The organism is Brucella oryzae, from assembly GCF_041929965.1.
Lineage (GTDB): Bacteria > Pseudomonadota > Alphaproteobacteria > Rhizobiales > Rhizobiaceae > Brucella > Brucella oryzae.
Genome location: NZ_JBHEEO010000011.1, coordinates 110,513 through 130,219 on the forward strand (window position 1 = coordinate 110,513; position 19,707 = coordinate 130,219).

Here is a 19,707-nt window from a genome sequence, read left to right on the forward strand (position 1 = left end):
AAGGGCAGATTTACCCTTCGATTTCTTCTCGCAGCATTTCAAGCTCGAGCCATTCTTCTTCCATGGCGGCATTTTCGGCGCGCTTCTTCTCAAGAAGATCGGCGGTCTTGGCAAAAAGCGCCGGGTCCTTGGCATAAAGCTGTGGATCGGCAAGCTTTCCTTCCAGCACCGCGATTTCCTTTGCCAGCGCATCCATCTTGCCTGGCAGGGTTTCGAGCGCAAATTTCTGCTTGTAGGAAAGCTTGCGCTTTTCCTCCCGCTTCTGCTGCGGTGCATCCTCGTCCGACTTCTCGTCACTTCGACCGCCTGACACCTTGACCGAGCGGCGGCTCAAGGCCTGCTCCTTGCGCTGCGCCATCATGTCGGCATAGCCGCCCGCATATTCGAGCCAGCGCCCGTCACCTTCCGGCGCAATCACCGACGTTACAGTGCGATCCAGAAAATCACGGTCATGGCTGACCAGAATGACTGTGCCGGGAAAGCCTGCGACCAGCTCCTGCAGCAGATCGAGGGTTTCCATATCGAGATCATTGGTAGGTTCGTCGAGGATGAGGAGGTTTGCGGGCCGCGCCAGAACGCGGGCCAGCATCAGGCGGGCACGTTCGCCACCGGAAAGCTCGCGAATGGGCGTGCGCGCCTGTTCGGGCTGGAACAGAAAGTCCTTCATATAGGACACGACATGCCGCTGCTCACCGTTGACGATAAGGCTTTCGCCGCGCCCATCCGTCAGATAATGCGCCAGCGTCTCGTCCAGATTGAGGCTTTCGCGCTTCTGGTCGAGTTCGGCCATTTCGAGATTGACGCCAAGCCGCAGCGTTCCGGAATCCGGTTCAAGCTTGCCGGTCAAAAGCGACAGAAGTGTCGTCTTTCCGGCACCGTTTGGTCCAACGAGACCAATCCGATCACCGCGCTGCACACGGATCGAAAAATCCTTGACCAGAGCACGCTCGCCATAGGCCTTGTTCAGCCCCTTGGCTTCGATCACCAGCTTGCCGGATTCCCTGGCGTCGCTTGCCGCCAGAACCGCCGTTCCTTGTGCCTTGCGGTGATTACGAAAATCAGCGCGCATGGAATGCAATTCACCGAGGCGGCGCATATTGCGCTTGCGCCGCGCTGTCACGCCATAGCGCAGCCAGTGCTCCTCGCGCGCAATCTGGCGTCCGAGCTTGTGGTGATCCCGCTCTTCCTCTTCCAGCACCTTGTCGCGCCATTCCTCGAAATGGCCAAAACCTTGCTCAAGACGGCGTGTGATGCCACGATCCAGCCAGACCGTCGCCCGGCTGACATTCTCCAGAAAGCGGCGGTCATGCGAGATTAAAACGATAGCCGAGCGAATCTGGCGCAGTTCGCTTTCCAGCCATTCGATGGTGGTCAGATCCAGATGGTTGGTTGGCTCGTCCAGCAGCAGAACGTCGGGCTGCGGTGCGATCACCCGCGCCAGAGCAGCGCGGCGCGCCTCGCCGCCGGAAAGATGATCCGGCTTTTCCTCACCGGTCAGCCCCAGATGTTCAAGCAGATAGGTCACACGATGCGGATCGTCGGTCGGCCCCAGCCCTGCCTCGACATAGGCGCGGACATTGGCAAAGCCATCCATATCCGGCACCTGCGGCAGATAGCGGATAGTTGCACCCGGATGTTTGAAAACCTCGCCCGCTGTCGCTTCCACCATGCCGGCTGCAATCTTGAGCAGGGTGGATTTACCCGAGCCGTTGCGTCCGACCAGCGCTATACGGTCGCCTTCACTCACCGAAAGACTGGCATCCTCCAGAAGCGGCGTGCCTCCAAAGGTGAGCTTGATCTGGTCGAGGCGAAGGAGTGGTGGTGCCATGGTTCTTTTCGATAAACAGGGTTTCAAATTCGGCCCTGCTTGTCCGCGACAAAAGCCGTTCTGTCAAATGGAACGGTACGAAAAGGCCCGTTAAAAACAAACAGGCCGGGTTTCCCCGACCTGTCAGCAAACTTATTTATCCAGCAATTACTGGCCCAGTGTCACTGGCAAGGTGCTTCATAGATGCGGCCATACGGATCGCGATAGCGGCAGTACTGCGTGCCATTGCGCGTCTGGGCCGCACCGAGAAGAGTACCGGCAACGCCGCCGATAGCGGCGCCAGCAAGCGCGCCACGGCCATTGCCGCCAATTGCGCCACCGGCGAGAGCACCAAGTGCTGCGCCACCAACACCGTAACCGGCCGTGCGCTGTTCATTCGTCGTGCATGCAGCCGTCGAGAACGCGAGCACGCCAGCAACAGCAATCATCGTAAGACGTGATTTCATTGAAACATCTCCTACAAGAGTTGAACTAATCACCGACTTTGCGTCCCCAATTTCGGCGTAAAGCAGATGACACCCGCTTGGCCCATTTACAATACGTTTCGCTCGTCAGCGTCAAGCTCTTTCGATTGATAAGGTTAGCGGGTTCAGCGCGGTGTTTCTTCCATCGCCAAGTTGGCGATAAGTATCGCCAATCCAGAATGCGCAGTAACACGAAGTGTTCCATGAACTACGTTAGATACTGTCCATGAAGAGCCGAAGGGCAGTGTCACATTATCTAACGGCCACTCCGCATTTGTGATCGAAAGGCCTTCGACGGTGCTGAAATTAATCACACTGAACGGCGTTCCATCGGGAAAGTCGTAAACATAATCTCCCGGCGGCAAGGGCCAGGCTTCCTCGGATCCGCTGGACAGAAGCACGTTCCGCCCTTTTGCGGCCTGTGCCGTCGCCATAGTCAGATGCAGAAGCGTGTGATCGGTGCGCTGTCCCCCGAAGGCTCCACAAAGGATCACTCGATCCGCACCGCGCTTATAGGCTTCCTCAAGGGCCAGCTCTCCGTCCGTCATGTCCTTGGCGGAGGGGAACGTTTTTTGCGGCACGTGTCCATATTGCGCGCGAAGCTGTACGGAGGCCGAATCAAAATCCCCAAGCCACAGCTCCGGTTCGACACCAAGCGCGACGGCGTGCCTGATCCCACTATCGGCAGCGAGAATACGCGCACCGGCAATTTGGCGTTTCAGGCGATCGGTCACGATCAGGTCGCCGCCGAGAAGAATGACGAATGTGCTCATAAGCCGCTCATAACACGAGCAAATCCGCGCCGGAAGCCTGCATTCGCTGCCATTGCTATGTCTTGCCCTTCCCGTTGTGAAAGATTATTGTCGCAACCGCTCTAACGGGGTGCCGTCTGCTTTCGCGGATGGCTGAGAGGCCCAGAAGCATTTCCAGCAAAAGTGTAAAACGGTTTTGCGTCCGGAAATGCTGAATAAAACGGCCAACCCGCTGAACCTGATCCGGTTTGCACCGGCGGAGGGATTAGACGCTCCATAAACGGCGCTCGATCCTCTTGTAATAAAAGAAAGGAAGTGCCGTGATGCGGCTTTTATCTTTGCTGGCCTTTTCATTTACCGCAGCCGTCGCTTTGACGACTTCGGCGCAGGCGAAAGACAAGCTCACCGTCTATACCTATGACAGTTTCGTCGCCGAATGGGGTCCGGGACCGAAGGTCAAGGAAAACTTCGAGAAGGAATGCGACTGTGAAGTTGAATGGATTGCATCCGCCGATGGCGTTGCGCTCCTCAATCGTCTCAAGCTTGAAGGCAGCAATACCAAAGCCGACATCGTTCTCGGTCTCGATACCAATCTGACGACCGAAGCACGCGCCACCGGCTTTTTTGCTCCAAGCGGCATCGACCAGAGCAATGTGAGCGTTCCGGGCGGTTTCAAGGACGATATCTTCGTTCCCTATGATTATGGCTATTTCGCCGTGGTCTACGATTCGGAAAAACTACCCAATCCCCCGAAGAGCCTGAAGGAACTCGTCGAAGGCGATCCTTCCCAGAAGATCGTACTGCAGGATCCGCGCACGTCGACACCGGGGCTAGGTATGCTGCTCTGGATGAAGTCAGTCTATGGCAATGAGGCGGAAGCGGCCTGGCAGAAACTGCAAAAGCGTATCCTGACCGTCACGCCCGGCTGGTCGGAGGCCTACGGCCTCTTCACCAAGGGCGAAGCTCCAATGGTGCTGTCCTATACGACATCTCCCGCCTATCACATGATCGCGGAAAAGACTGAGCGCTATAAGGCTCTGGCTTATCCTGAAGGCAATTATCTCCAGATCGAGCTGGCCGCTCAAACCACGACCGGCGCGAAAAATCCTCTGGCGCAAAAGTTTCTGGCATTCATGACCGGCCCCGGTTTCCAGGATGTCATCCCTGAGACCAACTGGATGTATCCGGCGGGCAAGACTTCCGCCGCGCTTCCAACTGCTTTCGACGCGTTGCCGAAACCGGAAAAGACGCTTCTCTTCCCTTCCGACGAGGTGGCCAAAAACCGCAAGTCATGGATTGATGAATGGTTGGCCGCGACCAGTAAATGACGACATTTCCGGCACAGCACCGCTCGAAAGGCATATCCGCCGCGAAACCGGCCATGGGTGCGCTGGCGCTTGTCTTTCTGGTTGTGCTTGCCGGTGGGGCGCTTGTCGCACTGGCATTCGAAGCGGGCAGCAGCGGTTTCGACGTCGCTGCCAATTTCGACACCTATCTGTGGCGGGTTGCCCGCTTCACAATCCTGCAGGCAATCGCTTCGAGCCTGCTATCCGTGCTGTTTGCGGTGCCGGTCGCCCGTGCACTCTATGCCGAAGCAAGCTTTCCGGGGCGCGGGCTGATCCTCCGCCTCTTTGCCCTGCCGCTTGCTCTGCCAGCCCTCGTCGCCGTGCTTGGCGTCACCAGCATCTATGGCCGCAACGGGTTCATTGCCCATCTGTCAGAAGCTGCGGGGCATCCGTTCCAGCCGGACATCTACGGCATTACCGGGATACTGATCGCCCATATCTTCTTCAACATGCCGCTCGCAGTCCGTCTCATTCTGGCTGGTTACGAATCGATACCAACCGATTACTGGAAGCTTGCCGCGCAGCTTGGCATGGGCAATCGGGCGCGCTTCCGGCTTATCGAATGGCCGGTGATCCGCCGCAACCTGCCGGGCATGATCGGCCTCATCTTCATGCTCTGCGTGACGAGCTTCACGACCGTGCTGACACTCGGCGGCGGCCCCCGCGCCACCACGCTGGAAGTCGCAATCTACCAGAGCCTGCATTTCGATTTCGATCCGGGTCGTGCTGTCGCCCTCACCTTCACGCAGCTTGCACTGACATTGCTCGTTCTTCTAGCCCTACGCCTGACCGGTAGCCCATCCGAAGAAGCTTTCACCCACGCGGCGACACCGCGACGCTACGGCAAGGCATCCACAGCTGAACGTGTTTCAAACACCGTCGTTATCGGGATAGGCTTTCTCTATGTCGCGCTGCCGATTGCAGGCGTAGTCATCTCCGGTTTCGCCGCCGATCTTATGCGGCTATTGACGGAAAGAACGGTCTGGCGTGCCATTGGCACCAGCCTCGCGCTCGGCTTCTCAGCAGCTTTGCTGTCCGTCATTCTGTCACTTGCGCTTGTGTCGGCACGGGAAGCGGTGAAAAAACGTAAACTCGCCAACATCTTCGATACCGGCGCCAGCCTGATCCTCGTCATGCCGCCAATCGTGATCGGCGCAGGCTGGTTCATCCTGCTTCGCCACTTCACCGATCCGTTTGCGATGGCACCGTTCATGGTCGTCACCGTCAATGCGGCGATGGCCATGCCCTTTGCCGTGCGTCTTCTGCGACCCGCATGGGACACAGCGGCCAGCCGCCACAACCGGCTTTGCGCACAGTTGGGCATTCGTGGCTTCAACCGCCTCCGGCTCATCGACTGGCCTTCGATCCGCAAACCTTTCGGCATGGCCTTTGCCTTTGCCATGGCGCTTTCCCTCGGCGATCTCGGCACGATCGCCCTGTTCGGCAGTGACGCGCTTTTGACGCTGCCCTACCTCCTCTTGCAGCGCATGGGCAGCTATCGCACATTCGACGCGGCGGGTCTGGCGCTTATTCTCGGGCTGCTTTGCCTCGCGCTGATGATGATCGCGGATCGCGCATCCCGAAAGGAAACGCCGTCTCCATGAATGCTCGGATGAATGCCGCCATGAACCCCCTTGCCGAAATTCGTCTTGATGACGTCCGTTTCAGCTATGGTGAAGCCGCCATGCATTTCGATGCAACGATAAAGGGCGGTGTCATAGCCGCGGTTGTCGGGCCAAGTGGTTCGGGCAAGTCCACACTTCTCAACCTGATTGCCGGTTTTGAATTTCCGCAATCCGGTCATATCTTCATCGGCGATAAAGACGTCAGTGAACTTTCGCCAGCGGGCCGGCCTGTTTCGATGGTGTTTCAGGAAAACAACCTATTTGCCCACCTGACCGTCGAACAGAATGTCGGCCTCGGACGTTCGCCGAACCTGAGGCTGACCGCAGAAGACCGCACCGATATTGCGGAGGCTTTGTCACGTGTCGGGCTCGCGGGCAAAGAACAGCGCAAGCCTGAAGCCCTGTCCGGCGGCGAACGCCAGCGCGTAGCAATTGCCCGCGCGCTCATACGCCAGCGCCCAATTCTGCTCCTTGACGAAGCCTTTGCCTCGCTTGGCCCGGCGCTACGACACCAGATGCTGGATCTGGTCAGGGAGCTTCAACTTGAAACCGGCATGACAGTGCTGATGGTGACGCACACACCTGAAGATGCGCTCTATCTCGGCGCAGTGTTGCTTTTTCTCGACAGTGGCCGGATTTCCGCCATGGGCCCTGCCACCGAACTGCTTTCTCCGACTGGACCGGAAGCATTGCGGCACTATATCGGTGAAAAGCGGAATTCGGGGCCGAACCTCAAATAGAGTTACGGTTGCGGACATATTTTGTTCGCAATCTGCCGGAAGAACCGGCTACAGATTTCTTGTGCTGCTTGTACACGTTCAGGTCTGTGGCTAGATTTGGCCCCCGGATCAAGCAATCTGATTCAGAAGCGAGGATAAAATACTGTTCCGTCAATCGACCCGTTCCCGGGCCTTCCTGCGTCTACCTATCTCCCTGCCAGAATGGACGCGGCAAAATTGGCGGAAACCAGCCATTAGTTTTGGCTTGCTTGCTATCGCCCTGATTTCGGGTTGCCAGTCGATCAATTCCAGCAAGGATCTGGGCCTGCAGCCTTCCGATAATCCGGTAACCGTCGACAATGTAACGCGCAATGACCGGCTGGCGCAGCTTGGTGCCCAGCAGCATCCGCGTATCCTCGCGACCTATGGCGGCGAGTACAAGGACCAGAGACTTGAACGCATGGTGGCGAAGATCGTCGGCAAGCTGACGACAGTTACCGACAAGCCGGACCAGACCTATCGCATCACAATTCTCGACAGTCCCAATATCAATGCCTTCGCATTGCCGGGCGGCTATCTCTATGTCACGCGCGGCCTGCTCGCGCTCGCGAACGACTCTTCCGAAGTCGCAGCCGTGATCGCCCACGAAATGGGCCATGTCATCGCCAATCACGGCATTCTGCGGCAGGAGAAGGAAGCTGAGACGGCTATAGCCGGGCGCGTCGCCAGCGAAGTGCTGCATAATGAATCTGCCAGCCGCGAAGAAGCGCTGCGCGGCAAGTTGCGGCTTGCCCAGTTCTCGCGTAATCAGGAATTGCAGGCGGATGCCATCGGTATCAAGATGATCGGCGAAGCCGGTTACGATCCGTTCGCTTCGGCGCGTTTCCTGCAATCGATGGAAGCCTATCAGGGCTTTCGTTCGGTTTCGGGCGCGACCGATGCCAGCCTCGACTTTCTCGCAAGCCATCCGGCAACGCCGCAGCGCATCCAGCTTGCGCTTGGTCATGCACGCCGCATCGGCGCCCCCGGCGTCGGCACAACCGATCGCGATTCCTTCCTCAACGGCATTGACGGCCTTCTCTACGGCGACTCGCCCAATGAAGGTTATGTCCGCGAACAGACCTTCATCCATCCGAAGCTCGGTGTCACCTTCCGGGCACCGGATGGCTTCACCATCGACAATTCGGCCAATGCGGTCATGGCAAGCGGCCCCGGCGAAGTTGCCATTCGTTTCGATGGCGCATCTCTTCCGGCAGGATCAAACCTTGCCGACTATATCCGCTCGGGCTGGGTAACCGGTCTCGACGACAGTTCGATCCAGACCACCACCATCAACAGTTTGCCCGCCGCGACTGCGCGCGCCAGCGCCGACCGGTGGCAGTTCGACATTGTGGTCATCGGTGCAAACAACAAGGTCTATCGCTTCCTGACAGCAGCACCGAAAGGCAGCAACGCCCTTCTGCCCGCCTCGCGGACAGTTACGCAGTCCTTCCGTCTGCTTTCGCCTGCTGAACAGAACGCCATCAAGCCGCTTCGCATCCGCGTTGTGACGGTCAAGCCGGGCGACACGTTGGCCAGTCTGTCGGCACGCATGCAGGGCACCACCCGCAAACTGGAACTGTTCCGCCTTCTCAATGCCATGTCGGCGGGGGCAACGGTTTCGGTCGGCGACCGCGTGAAGCTGATCAGCGAGTAGCTATGATGACGGAAACACTCATCCACTCTGTCCTTGCGGGAAAAGTCGCTCCTCTCGGAGCTCGCGGCGTTCCAAGCGGCATCGACAAGCAACCGGTTTCCGGCAAGGTTCGCGTGACTTTCGAGGGGCTGGACTGCGATGCGCAGGGCGACCGGAAAGTTCATGGCGGACCGGAAAAAGCACTCCATCACTATTCGCATGATCACTATGCGGTCTGGCGGGAAGAAATCGGCGACAATCCGCGTCTGAGTACGCGTGGTGCTTTCGGCGAAAACATTTCCACATCGGGTCTGAACGAGCGCAATGTCGCCGTGGGTGACAGATTCCGGCTTGGCAGTGCGCTTGTGGAGGTTTCACAGGGCCGCCAGCCCTGCTGGAAACTCAATGAACGTTTTGCAACTGCGGATATGGCCGTGCGCGTTCAGAAGACGGGACGGACAGGCTGGTACTATCGCGTTCTGGAAGAAGGCCACGTGGAAACCGGCGATACGATGATCCTGGTCGACCGCCTGTCGCCGGACTGGACACTGCATCGTGTCTGGCACCTGCTTTATGTCGACACACTAAATTATGATGAACTGTCTGTGATGGCGGAGCTTTCGCATCTCGCCGACAGCTGGAAGCGCTATGCAGTGCGCCGCCTTGAAAATCGCAAGGTCGAGGACTGGTCGTTGCGCCTTGAAGGCAAGACTGCGGAACCGCAAAAGTAAGGAGCCGATTGGCCCCTCTACTTGTATTGCCCTAGCCGTAACAGCTTATGCCTGATAGGCCGCCAATTCATGCTGGCTCAACAGAGCGATCTTCAGCTTCTCCATTGCACGGCTTTCGATTTGCCGCACCCGTTCCTTGGAGATGCCGAGCTTTTCACCCAGCGCTTCAAGCGTCACTCCGTCATCATCGAGACGACGCTCACGGATAATGTGCAATTCGCGTTCGTTCAGCGTATCAAGCGCCACATTGAGCCACTGATTTCGCCGTTCCATATCGATGGAACTTTCGGCGATCTCATCCTGCAAGGGATGATCGTCAACCAGGAAATCCATGCGACGCGACGCACCCGACTCCTCGTTGTTCACAGGTGCCGACAGAGAACTGTCCGGCCCCGAAAGGCGGCTATCCATGATCTCGACATCACTTGTCGAAACACCGAGCTGATCGGAAATTTCCCGATACATCTCTGCCTTGGTCATATTGTCGTCGGATTGGGCCAGTTTTGAACGAAGCCGCCGCAGATTGAAGAAGAGAGCCTTTTGTGCGGAACTCGTACCGCCGCGCACGATGGACCAGTTACGCAGGATATAGTCCTGCATCGACGCGCGAATCCACCACGACGCATAGGTCGAAAAACGCACTTCCCGTTCGGGATCGAAACGTGCGGCAGCTTCAAGAAGGCCGACATAGCCTTCCTGAATGAGATCGTTCATCGGCAGTTTGAACTTGCGGAAGCGTCCGGCCATGGAGATGACCAGTCTCATATGTGCAGATGTGATGCGGTGTAGTGCTTCCTGATCTTTCAGTTCCTTCCAGCGAATGGCGAGGGCTCGTTCCTCTTCGCGCTCCAGATAGGGAGCCGACATTGCGCTGCGGATCATGGATTGAGAAGAGGCTGCTGTCGCTGGGAGGCTACGCGCAACCATAGGCATGTGATTGGCTGGAACTGCGGAAGAACTGCTCATGGATGACTGCTTCATCTGGTTCTCCTGTTCTGAACTCACGCCCTTCGGGCGTTCAGTGGAAGGATATGCCAGTCCCACAAAGACTCCTCGGGCGAATTAGCGAATTCGTCCAAAACTCCCCGCCAGGCCCATTTTTTGGCCAATATGATTACGCCGCAAAACAAACCCGTTTACGAACTGGTGTCTGGAACAACGCATCAGCTGCACTCAGGTTCCCTCTCCTTCAGGATAATTCTCTGACAATGCAGGAAGATGACTGGGAAGATTAATGATTTATTGCGAAATTCAATAAAATCTTAACCAGTCGATATTGCTCTCTACTCACAAGGGGAGCTGCAGCCCAATTCCTGTTGTGGCGAGAGCATATCTCCCGAAAGTGGGAACCGGTTTCGGGATAAAGACGTGCGTAAAAACAAAACGATAGAGCATTTCCAATGCTTCATGAAAACAGGAAATACTCTAGCAAACAAAAAAACCCGGCTAAAGCCGGGCCAGACTGCTGACAAACCTCCGGCAGGGTCAAAATGACCTCAGATTCACGGAACGTCCCAGATTTAGAACGTGAACAAATCGGAATCAAAACCCCTCGTTTTTGACTGCTTCCAAAAATCGAGGGGTTTGTAATCAATCTGACCCGGCTAAAGCCGGGCCTTTTTGAAAGAAAGAGAAGTAAAGCTTATGCGGCTTCGACTTCATCGTCGTCCAGGTCGGTTTCAGCGTCGGCCTTGCCGCGCTTCGGTCCCTTGGCGAGATTTGCTTCGATCAGACGAACAGCTTCGGTTTCCGAAAGCTTGTTCACGGCAGCAATTTCGCGCGCCATGCGGTCAAGGGCAGCTTCATAAAGCTGGCGTTCGGAATAGGACTGTTCCGGCTGGTTATCAGCACGGAAAAGATCGCGAACGACTTCCGAGATCAAGATAAGGTCGCCAGAATTAATCTTTGCATCATATTCTTGGGCGCGGCGCGACCACATGGTGCGCTTCACACGTGCGCGGCCCTGCACGACTTTCAATGCACGTTCAACATAATCGGTCTCCGATAGCTTGCGCATACCGATGGAAGCGGCTTTGGCAACCGGCACCTTCAGGCGCATCTTGTCTTTTTCGAAATCGATCACGAAAAGCTCGAGCTTGTGGCCTGCCACTTCCTGCTCTTCGATGGTAACGATCTGGCCGACACCATGAGCCGGATATACGATCGCCTCACCGGCCTTGAAACCGCCACGCGCGACTGGAGACTTTTTCTGCTGGGATGACATACGCTTCATTACTCCCTGTTGTGCCCGGCGCAATCCGCCGGTTGACACATGATTTTCGACCGCACTCCGGAGAAATGAAGCACGGAAGCTATTTGTCGGCTTGGAACTGAAAACGTATCTGACGGCAAATCTAGCCGACCGGGTGTACGGTGAGGGGGACGACGCCAGATCGCAATCATCTTCCCCGGTGCCATTCAGCCCGGTACTAAAGATCAGCCCTTTCAGAGATTAACGCATAGCGCCACGAATTGACGTCCAGTCACCGAAATTATTGGAGTAACCTAACACAATTTCGCGAAAGAATCAACAAATTGCCAAATATGTCGTATTTGGCAATGGAACACACCTGCAAGATGGGCGTGTTTCAGTGATTTCACTCGCCTTTTGCCGATGTATTACAGAAAAAGCAAGTGATAATTCGCCCATTCCTGCAATCTCAGACAACCTGACAGTCTCAGCAGGCTGAAAACATATGTTCCAGAAGCATAAAGCCTTCTGGAACAAGGGCATACTTATACGATACCGTCCAACTCATACCAGCTGACAGCATTGCCTGTAACGCTGATTCAGTATTAGTCACCGCTACCCGGCTCGGTGGAGAAATACTTCTCGAGCTTGCCAGCCACGCCGTCCATTTCCTTGGCTTCCGGCAGGGCATCCTTTTTTGCGGTAATATTGGGCCATTTTGCCGCATATTCCGTATTCAATTCCAACCACTTGTCGAGGCCCGGCTCAGTGTCGGGGCTGATCGCCTCGGCAGGGCATTCCGGTTCACATACGCCACAGTCGATACACTCGTCGGGATTGATAACGAGCATGTTTTCGCCTTCGTAGAAGCAATCGACCGGACAGACCTCGACGCAGTCCGTATATTTGCAGCGAATGCAATTATCGGTCACGACATACGTCATCGTCGAACTCCTGTTGCTGCCCGAATTCCAGACCAGGCAGCTTATCTATCCTACAGCTTGGCGCCGATACTCCAGCAAGCCGACAATTGGCTCGGGGCTTTGGAATATCTCGCCACGAAGTCACTGTGCACGGAAATGGTTGCGGGTCTCAGCCCATGCCCTTTTATGACAATGCGTGAGGTAGCGATTTTATCCTGTCATGACAAGGGTACAAACGCCGCAATGTCACGAAGTCACGCACATCTGAAACAGCATTTCGTTTGAGAGGTCTCGCATGGAAAAGACTTTCGCCGGGGCGGTTTGACGCGCAATTTCCATCACCGTCACAAGTTGCCTGCGGCAACGCGCCCAGACTGGAACTGATCCCGATTTAGTGGAATCACAGCAACCGCCAGAACTGTTATTGGAGTACACCTCGCCACGGAAAGCATTCCCGGTCGCGGAAAGTACACTCTAGTTTCCGCGTAAGCGATCCGTTTCGCGACGCTCTTTCTTGGTCGGGCGCCCGGCTCCGCTCTCACGCTGCGGCGTTGTGGCCTCCGGTGCCACCGCAGTAGCGGATGCTGGTGACGGCGAAAGGTCTTCATAAAGAAGCTGGGCCTCAGGCGCTGGACCGCGACGCTCACCCGGAGCAAGTATCTTGTAAACGAGAATACGCCGGTCGAGCGTAATGGTCAGTACATCACCGACCTTCACCTGATGAGCGGCCTGCTCAATCTTGTCGCGGTTGACCCGAACCTTGCCGCCGACGGCGAGTTTCGCCGCCAGCGATCTTGATTTGACCACGCGCGCAAAGAACAGCCATTTGTCGATTCGCTGTCTTGCGCCCGTTTCTGCAGTCATCTTACTTCTTCATCTGCTCTTTCAGAGCCAGAAGCTTGGCAAAAGGCGAATCGGGATCGATACGCGCAGGACGTTCCTGCTCTGCCCGTTTGCCGCCCTGATGGCCATGATCGCGCTTCTGCTGGCGCTGATTGCCGCCACGGAAATCACCCTTGGAGCCTTCGCGCTTGCCTTCACCGTCATGACGCTTTTGCTTGTCGAAGCGCTTGCCGCCGCGATCATTGCGTCCCTGCTGTTCTGCCCCGCCTTCGGACTTGCGCCCTTCGCCGCCATCGCGGTTCTGATGACCGCTTTTCTGGTGGCCACGATTTTGACGCTGTCTGTTCTGGTCCTGATTGCGATTGCGGCCTTCGAAGCGACCCTGACGCCATAGAAGAACAGGCTTTGGCTCTTCAGCCGCCACTTCTGCCGTTTCGCCGGTCGGCGCAGTTTCAGCCGCTCCAACAGCCTCTTCCACCTTGGCTTCGGCTTCCGCCTCGGCCACGACAACCAGTGCAGGCACGGGTTCTGCCGCGGGTACGGCAGGCTTTTCCGCTTCTGCAACCGGCGAAACACCAGCTTCCTTGGCCGCAGCTTCAGCCGCGAAAGCATCGAGTTCGGCAAGCTTCGCTGTGACGGCGGCTGCTTCCATCGCCTCGTGACGATAGCCGAGGCTCTTCAGGATTTCTTCCATGTCGTCCGTCGTAGCACCCAGAATGGACATCATGGCCGGTGTGACGATGAAACGTCCGCCGTCATAAGCGCCATCCGGACGCACTCCGGAACCCGGGCGCCAGGCAAGTGCTGGACGAATGAGATCGGCAAGACGTTCCAGAATATCGATACGCACTGCACGGCGACCCAGCACGCGATAACCTGCCAGACGATAGAACATCGGATCGAAAGCCGGATCGACCACGACCGAGGTACGGCCTGCCGCCAGCACATTCACAACATCGCCATAGCCGGAGCGTTCGCGACCATCATTCTTGAGCGCCCAGAGCAGCGTGATGAGACCGGCCGGCGCAGGCTTCAGCAACATCGGCATAAAGACGTGATAGGCACCGAAACGCACACCGAGACGGCGAAGCGCCGCACGCGAATCCTGATCGAGGCCGCGCACTTCCTCCGCCACATCGCGGCGCGGAAGAATGCCAAGGTTCTCGACGATCTGGAAAGCGAGGCCGCGTGTCATACCGGTCAGGGCATCAGCGGCAGCCAGATCGGTGAGCGGTTTCAGAACGGTTTCGATATGATGAGCGACGAAACGTTCGATACGAGCTGCAACCTTGTCGCGCGCCGCTCCGGTAAGCTGTTCGTCGGCCAGGATCACCGCACGCGGCTTCAGCAGGTCATCGCCCGCAACCAGCGTTGCGACCGTTGCACCGACCCAGCGCATAACGCCATCCGAGCCGAGCGCGAAATCGCCATTGGGAGCTGCGGCAAAGCGCTCTGCGCGACGTTCGAACTCGGCGGCCAGCGCCTTTTGTGCAGCCGACTTCACCGCCTTGGCGTCCGGCCCCTCGGCCTGAACGTCAGCGGTAAAACGGAATCCTTCCAGTTGCCCAACATTGTGGCCTTCGACAATCACGTCTCCGACCGGGCTGATTTCTGCTTCAAGCATGGCATTCTCTCTCAGGCGCCTCATAAGCACGCTTGTCCTGCGGTCTACAAAGCGTTTCGTCAACCTTTCATGCAGCGCGTCGGACAATCTGTCCTCAATTTCGCGCGTCTTTTCCTGCCAGTGTGTCGGATCGGCAAGCCATCCCGGCCTGTGCGACACGAAAGTCCAGGTTCGAATTTGCGCCACCCGATGCGACAGAGTATCGATTTCCCCCTCTGTGCTATCGGCACGGCGCACCTGTTCGCTCATATAATCTTCATCGACGCTCCCTCGGCGGACAAGATCCTGATAGATGGTTGCAATGATATCGGCATGCTGCGCCGGCGCGATCTTGCGATAATCGGGCAGCGCGCAGGCGTCCCACAAAAGCTCGATGCGTGCCGGTGTCTTGGCGAGCCGCACAATCTCTTCGTCTTTCGACAAATTTTCAAGCGCTTGTTGATCGACGGCAGGCAAAGCCTTGGCCAAGCCTTCGATCGGTGCGGGCGTTTCCAGAGAATAGCGCAGGGAATCGAGCGATGAAAAGTCGAAACGCGCCGTGCGCCATTGCAGGACTTTCACAGGATCGAAATTATGCGCTTCCACCCGCTCGACCAGCTCTTCGTCGAATGGGTGCACCTGCCCCGTCACGCCGAAGGTGCCGTCACGCAGATGTCGGCCTGCGCGCCCGGCGATCTGCCCCACCTCGGCGGGCGTCAGATCGCGGAACTGATACCCGTCGAATTTGCGATTCTGCGCAAAGGCGACATGGTCGACATCAAGATTAAGGCCCATGCCGATAGCATCGGTCGCCACCAGAAAATCGACATCGCCCGACTGGTAAAGCTCGACCTGCGCGTTGCGTGTCCGCGGGCTGAGCGCGCCCATGACGACAGCCGCGCCACCACGCTGGCGTCGGATCAGTTCAGCAATCCCGTAAACCTCATCGGCGGAAAAGGCGACGATGGCGGAACGGTTCGGCAGGCGCGTAATCTTCTTGGAACCGGCATAGGCCAGATGCGACAGGCGCGGACGCGTCACCACATTGATGCCGCGCAAAAGCTTTTCCAGAATGCCGCGCATGGTGGCCGCACCAAGCAGGAGCGTTTCCTGCCGCCCGCGCAGATGCAGGATCCGGTCGGTGAAAATATGCCCGCGCTCCAGATCACCAGCGAGCTGGACTTCATCGATGGCGACGAAAGCGACATCTGTACGGCGCGGCATGGCCTCGACCGTGCAGACCGAATAGCGCGCACCCGGCGGCACGATCTTTTCTTCACCCGTCACCAGCGCGACATTGGCCGCACCGACCCGTTCCACGACGCGGTTATAGACCTCACGCGCCAGAAGGCGCAGCGGCAAGCCGATCATGCCACTTCCATGCGACAGCATGCGTTCGATGGCGAGATGGGTTTTGCCGGTGTTGGTCGGCCCAAGCACCGCAGTCACATCGCGGCCACTCAGCGTCAGCGGCAAATCATGGGCGGGGAGTTGGTTCATGCCAATAATCGGATTCCCGGTACAAGCGCCCATAACGGGCAGGATGCTGGTTTTGCGATAGCACTATACGGCCTGTACCGAAAGCGCTCCTGTTAAGTTTAAGCAAGGACGAACTACCAACGTTTCGACGACCGGTGTGCAGCCGGTCAACAACTTGTCGGTTAACAATTGGAACGACTCTGGAACGAATCGGCGACGAATCGCTGACTCGGAGAACTTCGCCTTTTGTTCACGGCAACATATAGTGGTCTTACCGCAAACCCCTACAATATGATGAATCGGATGTTCCGGTTTTCTGTCTTCTCCCAATACAAAACAAGCTTGCTGTTAACTTTTAACAAAATCTGTCAACCGAATGTTCTAACCACAATGCGACTCTTCAGAAATTCTTAATGAATACTGATAGTTCATTAATGTGGCAACAGATGGAAATCCGATTTTCATTAACCTTCAGGCCAAAGCCGGAACGAATCGGCGACGAATCGGTGATCAGCAAGGTTTCTGCATTTGTTCTCACAATATCTGGTGGGCGATTGTCGCTATACGCCATAGAAAACCAGATACGAACGGACTTTAATAACCCCGTCTCCAATCTCACGTTAACTTTTCCGGCAGTTTCATCATGCCAACAACACTGATTTCAAATGTGTCATTGCGGAAACAAAAAGGGCGGGCAGAGTGTATTCTTTGCCCGCCTCAATGTTTGGAATGGAAAGATCAATCGCGCTCGACGCACAAGGCGACACCCATGCCGCCGCCGATGCAAAGTGTCGCCAGACCGCGTTTGGCATCGCGGCGCTTCATTTCGTAAAGCAGTGTCGTCAGCACGCGCGCGCCTGACGCACCGATCGGATGACCGATAGCGATAGCTCCGCCATTCACATTGACGATATCCGCATTGAGACCGAGATCGCGCACGACAGCGCAGGACTGTGCTGCAAAGGCTTCATTGGCCTCGACCAGATCGAGATCGCCGACGCTCCAGCCAGCCTTTTCCAGCGCCTTCTTCGTTGCCGGAATCGGACCGGTTCCCATGATCGACGGATCGACACCAGCCGTTGCCCAGGAAACGATACGTCCGAGCGGCTTCACACCGCGTTTGGCTGCTTCATCCGCATCCATCAGCACGACAGCCGCAGCACCGTCATTAATACCGGACGCATTGCCTGCAGTCACTGTACCTTCCTTGTCAAAGGCAGGCTTTAGCTTCGCCAATGCCTCCATCGTCGTGCCAGGACGGATGTATTCGTCCGCCGAAACAACGACATCACCCTTGCGACCCTTTACGATGAAGGGAACGATTTCATCCTCGAACCTTCCGGCGGTCTGTGCCGCCTCAGCCTTCTGCTGGGAGGCCAGCGCAAACTCATCCTGATCGCTACGGGTCAATTGCCACTGGCGGGCAATGTTTTCCGCCGTGATCCCCATGTGATAGCCATTAAAGGCATCGATCAGGCCATCCTTCAGCATGGTGTCGACCATCTTGAAATCACCCATCTTCACGCCCGAACGCAAATGTGCGCAATGAGGCGCCATCGACATGGATTCCTGACCGCCCGCCACAATGATCCTGGCATCGCCGGAAAGAATTTGCTGCATGCCGAGCGCAACAGCCCGCAAACCGGAACCGCACAGCTGGTTGATCGAAAATGCGGTCGTCTCCTTCGGGCAACCAGCGTCCATTGCCGCCTGTCGTGCCGGGTTCTGCCCCTCACCTGCCGTCAGCACTTGTCCGAGAATAACCTCGTCCACATCCGTCGCCGCCACACCGGCGCGTTCCAGCGCGCCTTTGATAACCGTCGCGCCCAATTCATGTGCGGGGATATTGGCAAACGCACCGTTGAAAGCGCCCACTGCGGTACGCGCCGCGCTGGCAATGACGATGGCTTTCTGGTCGGACATTCTTTCCTCCTTGAAATATTGTGCAACACAAAGACCAAAATTCCAACCTTGGCAAGCTTTGGTGTGCGCCTGCAACCGTCTTCATGAAAATCGATAAAGTGTTTTTCCTATGGCGAGAAGCATTCGGCTGTGCATCGCCAGCCATGGCCGCTAAATTACATTTCGCTATAGAATAGGAGATATCCATGCCTTCACTGACGCTCGAACGCGCCAATACGATCATCGCCGGGGCTTTTGCCAAGGCCGAGGAACTGAAAATGAAGCCGCTTGCTGTTTGCGTTCTCGATGCCGGTGGCCATGTGAAGGCTTTCCAGCGTCAGGACGGCGCGTCGATGCTCCGCTTCGAGATCGGCTCGGGCAAGGCCTATGGCGCGCTTGCGGTCGGCACCGGCTCGCGCTGGCTGAACAACCAGGCAAAGGATCGCCCGCATTTTCTGGAAGGACTTTCGGGCGTATCGGGCGGCAAGATCGTGCCTGTACCGGGCGGCGTTCTGATCAAGGATGCAGGCGGTGAAATTCTCGGTGCAGTCGGCATTTCCGGCGATACGTCGGACAATGACGAGGCTGCAGCCATCGCCGGTATCGACGGCGCAGGCTTTGCATCTGACGCAGGTTGACTTTCAACAATAGTCCGCGATCAAGGCCGCTTCATGCGGCCTTTTTCATGTAGCTTGCAGAAAACTGGCACAAAAGAAAACGCCGCTCCCGATCAACGAGAACGGCGTTTTTGAAAACCATCTTTCGGCTGCAATGCAGCGTCAGACTTATTCCTTAGCTTCGAGGACCTGACGGCCGCGATACATACCGCTCTTCAGATCGATATGATGCGGACGACGAAGTTCGCCCGAGTTCTTGTCCTCGACATAGGTCGGGGCCTTCAGAGCGTCAGCCGAACGGCGCATGCCGCGCTTCGACGGAGACGTTTTTCTTTTAGGTACTGCCATGGATCCAGCTCCACTGATCGGTCAATAAACGTCCGGCACGGCCCCGGTGGAGCCTGTCACAGCGGACAAAATTCCGGAAAGTCAGGTGCCTATACACGCTCTCACGGCATTTGACCAGCGGGAGTCTGATCTTTTTTTCGTATCACGTATTTATCGCACGCAAACCACATAGGGGCCTGATCGTGCGGCACGACCGGCGACGATCCGGGCAATGCGCTGCATGTTGCGCGTCGGCTTGGCAGGGTTGCGCAATGTCGGGTTGGGGAGCGTGACGGCAAGCAGCGCGGATTGCCGGGCATTGAGTTTTGCTGCCGGGCGCTTGAAATAATGCTGGGCTGCAGCCTCGATCCCATAAATCCCCGGCCCCCATTCTGCAATATTCAGATAGATTTCCATTATTCGCTTTTTGGACAGAATACCATCAGCAGCCAGCGCCAGCGGAAATTCGAGCCCTTTGCGGACATAAGAGCGCCCATTCCAGAGAAAGAGGTTCTTCACGGTCTGCATCGTGATCGTGGAAGCGCCGCGGCTCGGCCCACCCTCGCCTGCATCATCCAGAACCAGCCCCAGCTGATGCCAACCCCCCCCGCCATGACTGCAGAACTGGCCGTCCTCAGCCATCATCACCGAATTGACGAGAACCGGCGCGACATCATCGATA

At 56.9% G+C, this 19,707-nt stretch carries 18 protein-coding genes and 1 riboswitch; of the genes, 6 read left to right on the forward strand and 12 right to left on the reverse strand.

What is annotated here, in order from left to right; genetic code table 11:
- Positions 1-10 precede the first annotated feature (10 nt).
- The 3 genes from JNC70_RS13650 to JNC70_RS13660 form a co-directional block, all read right to left on the reverse strand.
- Positions 11-1,828: an ABC-F family ATP-binding cassette domain-containing protein gene (locus JNC70_RS13650; RefSeq protein WP_104753820.1), complete on the reverse strand. Its 1,818-nt coding sequence runs from the start codon at positions 1,826-1,828 to the stop codon at positions 11-13.
- Between the two features lie 161 nt (positions 1,829-1,989).
- Positions 1,990-2,274, reverse strand: coding sequence for a YMGG-like glycine zipper-containing protein (locus JNC70_RS13655; protein ID WP_104753819.1), 285 nt, complete (start codon positions 2,272-2,274; stop codon positions 1,990-1,992).
- A gap of 143 nt (positions 2,275-2,417) precedes the next feature.
- On the reverse strand, positions 2,418-3,065 hold the full coding sequence (locus JNC70_RS13660) for a thiamine diphosphokinase (RefSeq protein ID WP_104753818.1): 648 nt from the start codon (positions 3,063-3,065) through the stop codon (positions 2,418-2,420).
- Between the two features lie 95 nt (positions 3,066-3,160).
- A riboswitch (TPP riboswitch) is annotated at positions 3,161-3,326 on the forward strand.
- Positions 3,327-3,367: 41 nt separating this feature from the next.
- On the opposite strand from JNC70_RS13660, the gene thiB reads away from it, so the two are divergent.
- The 5 genes from thiB (at position 3,368) to JNC70_RS13685 (ending at position 9,140) form a co-directional block, all read left to right on the forward strand.
- A complete protein-coding gene (gene thiB, locus JNC70_RS13665; protein ID WP_104753817.1) occupies positions 3,368-4,372 on the forward strand; it encodes a thiamine ABC transporter substrate binding subunit in 1,005 nt (334 codons plus the stop codon).
- Positions 4,369-5,994: a thiamine/thiamine pyrophosphate ABC transporter permease ThiP gene (thiP, locus tag JNC70_RS13670; RefSeq protein ID WP_104753816.1), complete on the forward strand. Its 1,626-nt coding sequence runs from the start codon at positions 4,369-4,371 to the stop codon at positions 5,992-5,994. Before thiB ends, thiP begins: the two co-directional genes overlap by 4 nt.
- A 20-nt stretch (positions 5,995-6,014) precedes the next feature.
- A complete protein-coding gene (gene thiQ / locus JNC70_RS13675) occupies positions 6,015-6,755 on the forward strand; it encodes a thiamine ABC transporter ATP-binding protein (RefSeq protein ID WP_104753905.1) in 741 nt (246 codons plus the stop codon).
- Positions 6,756-6,948: 193 nt separating this feature from the next.
- Positions 6,949-8,430 (forward strand): cell division protease CdlP, encoded by a 1,482-nt coding sequence (cdlP, locus tag JNC70_RS13680; RefSeq protein ID WP_104753815.1) that lies wholly within the window; start codon positions 6,949-6,951, stop codon positions 8,428-8,430.
- 5 nt (positions 8,431-8,435) lie between these two features.
- Positions 8,436-9,140 (forward strand): MOSC domain-containing protein, encoded by a 705-nt coding sequence (locus JNC70_RS13685; protein WP_104753904.1) that lies wholly within the window; start codon positions 8,436-8,438, stop codon positions 9,138-9,140.
- Between the two features lie 45 nt (positions 9,141-9,185).
- Here JNC70_RS13685 and JNC70_RS13690 read toward each other — a convergent pair whose 3' ends face one another.
- From JNC70_RS13690 to JNC70_RS13720, 7 genes are all read right to left on the reverse strand, one after another.
- Positions 9,186-10,121: an RNA polymerase factor sigma-32 gene (locus tag JNC70_RS13690; RefSeq protein WP_104753814.1), complete on the reverse strand. Its 936-nt coding sequence runs from the start codon at positions 10,119-10,121 to the stop codon at positions 9,186-9,188.
- A gap of 424 nt (positions 10,122-10,545) precedes the next feature.
- Positions 10,546-10,731: a hypothetical protein gene (locus tag JNC70_RS13695; protein ID WP_374788644.1), complete on the reverse strand. Its 186-nt coding sequence runs from the start codon at positions 10,729-10,731 to the stop codon at positions 10,546-10,548.
- Positions 10,732-10,782: 51 nt separating this feature from the next.
- Positions 10,783-11,364 (reverse strand): CarD family transcriptional regulator, encoded by a 582-nt coding sequence (locus tag JNC70_RS13700; protein ID WP_104756572.1) that lies wholly within the window; start codon positions 11,362-11,364, stop codon positions 10,783-10,785.
- Positions 11,365-11,936: 572 nt separating this feature from the next.
- Positions 11,937-12,275: a ferredoxin FdxA gene (gene fdxA, locus JNC70_RS13705; protein WP_104756562.1), complete on the reverse strand. Its 339-nt coding sequence runs from the start codon at positions 12,273-12,275 to the stop codon at positions 11,937-11,939.
- A gap of 453 nt (positions 12,276-12,728) precedes the next feature.
- The gene (locus JNC70_RS13710) at positions 12,729-13,118 is read right to left on the reverse strand and encodes an Hsp15 family ribosome-associated heat shock protein (protein ID WP_104756561.1); all 390 of its coding nucleotides are present in this window, start codon (positions 13,116-13,118) and stop codon (positions 12,729-12,731) included.
- A 1-nt stretch (position 13,119) separates the two neighbouring features.
- On the reverse strand, positions 13,120-16,200 hold the full coding sequence (locus JNC70_RS13715; RefSeq protein ID WP_104756571.1) for a helicase-related protein: 3,081 nt from the start codon (positions 16,198-16,200) through the stop codon (positions 13,120-13,122).
- A 717-nt stretch (positions 16,201-16,917) separates the two neighbouring features.
- A complete protein-coding gene (locus JNC70_RS13720) occupies positions 16,918-18,102 on the reverse strand; it encodes an acetyl-CoA C-acetyltransferase (RefSeq protein ID WP_374788642.1) in 1,185 nt (394 codons plus the stop codon).
- 185 nt (positions 18,103-18,287) lie between these two features.
- On the opposite strand from JNC70_RS13720, the gene JNC70_RS13725 reads away from it, so the two are divergent.
- Positions 18,288-18,719, forward strand: a complete 432-nt coding sequence (locus JNC70_RS13725) for a GlcG/HbpS family heme-binding protein (RefSeq protein ID WP_104756560.1) — start codon at positions 18,288-18,290, stop codon at positions 18,717-18,719.
- A gap of 147 nt (positions 18,720-18,866) precedes the next feature.
- Here JNC70_RS13725 and rpmF read toward each other — a convergent pair whose 3' ends face one another.
- Both rpmF and JNC70_RS13735 read right to left on the reverse strand, forming a co-directional pair.
- Positions 18,867-19,046 (reverse strand): 50S ribosomal protein L32, encoded by a 180-nt coding sequence (gene rpmF, locus JNC70_RS13730; protein WP_006467787.1) that lies wholly within the window; start codon positions 19,044-19,046, stop codon positions 18,867-18,869.
- 150 nt (positions 19,047-19,196) lie between these two features.
- Positions 19,197-19,707 (reverse strand): biosynthetic peptidoglycan transglycosylase (locus JNC70_RS13735; protein ID WP_374788643.1); only part of this gene is annotated, 511 nt, incomplete at its 5' end.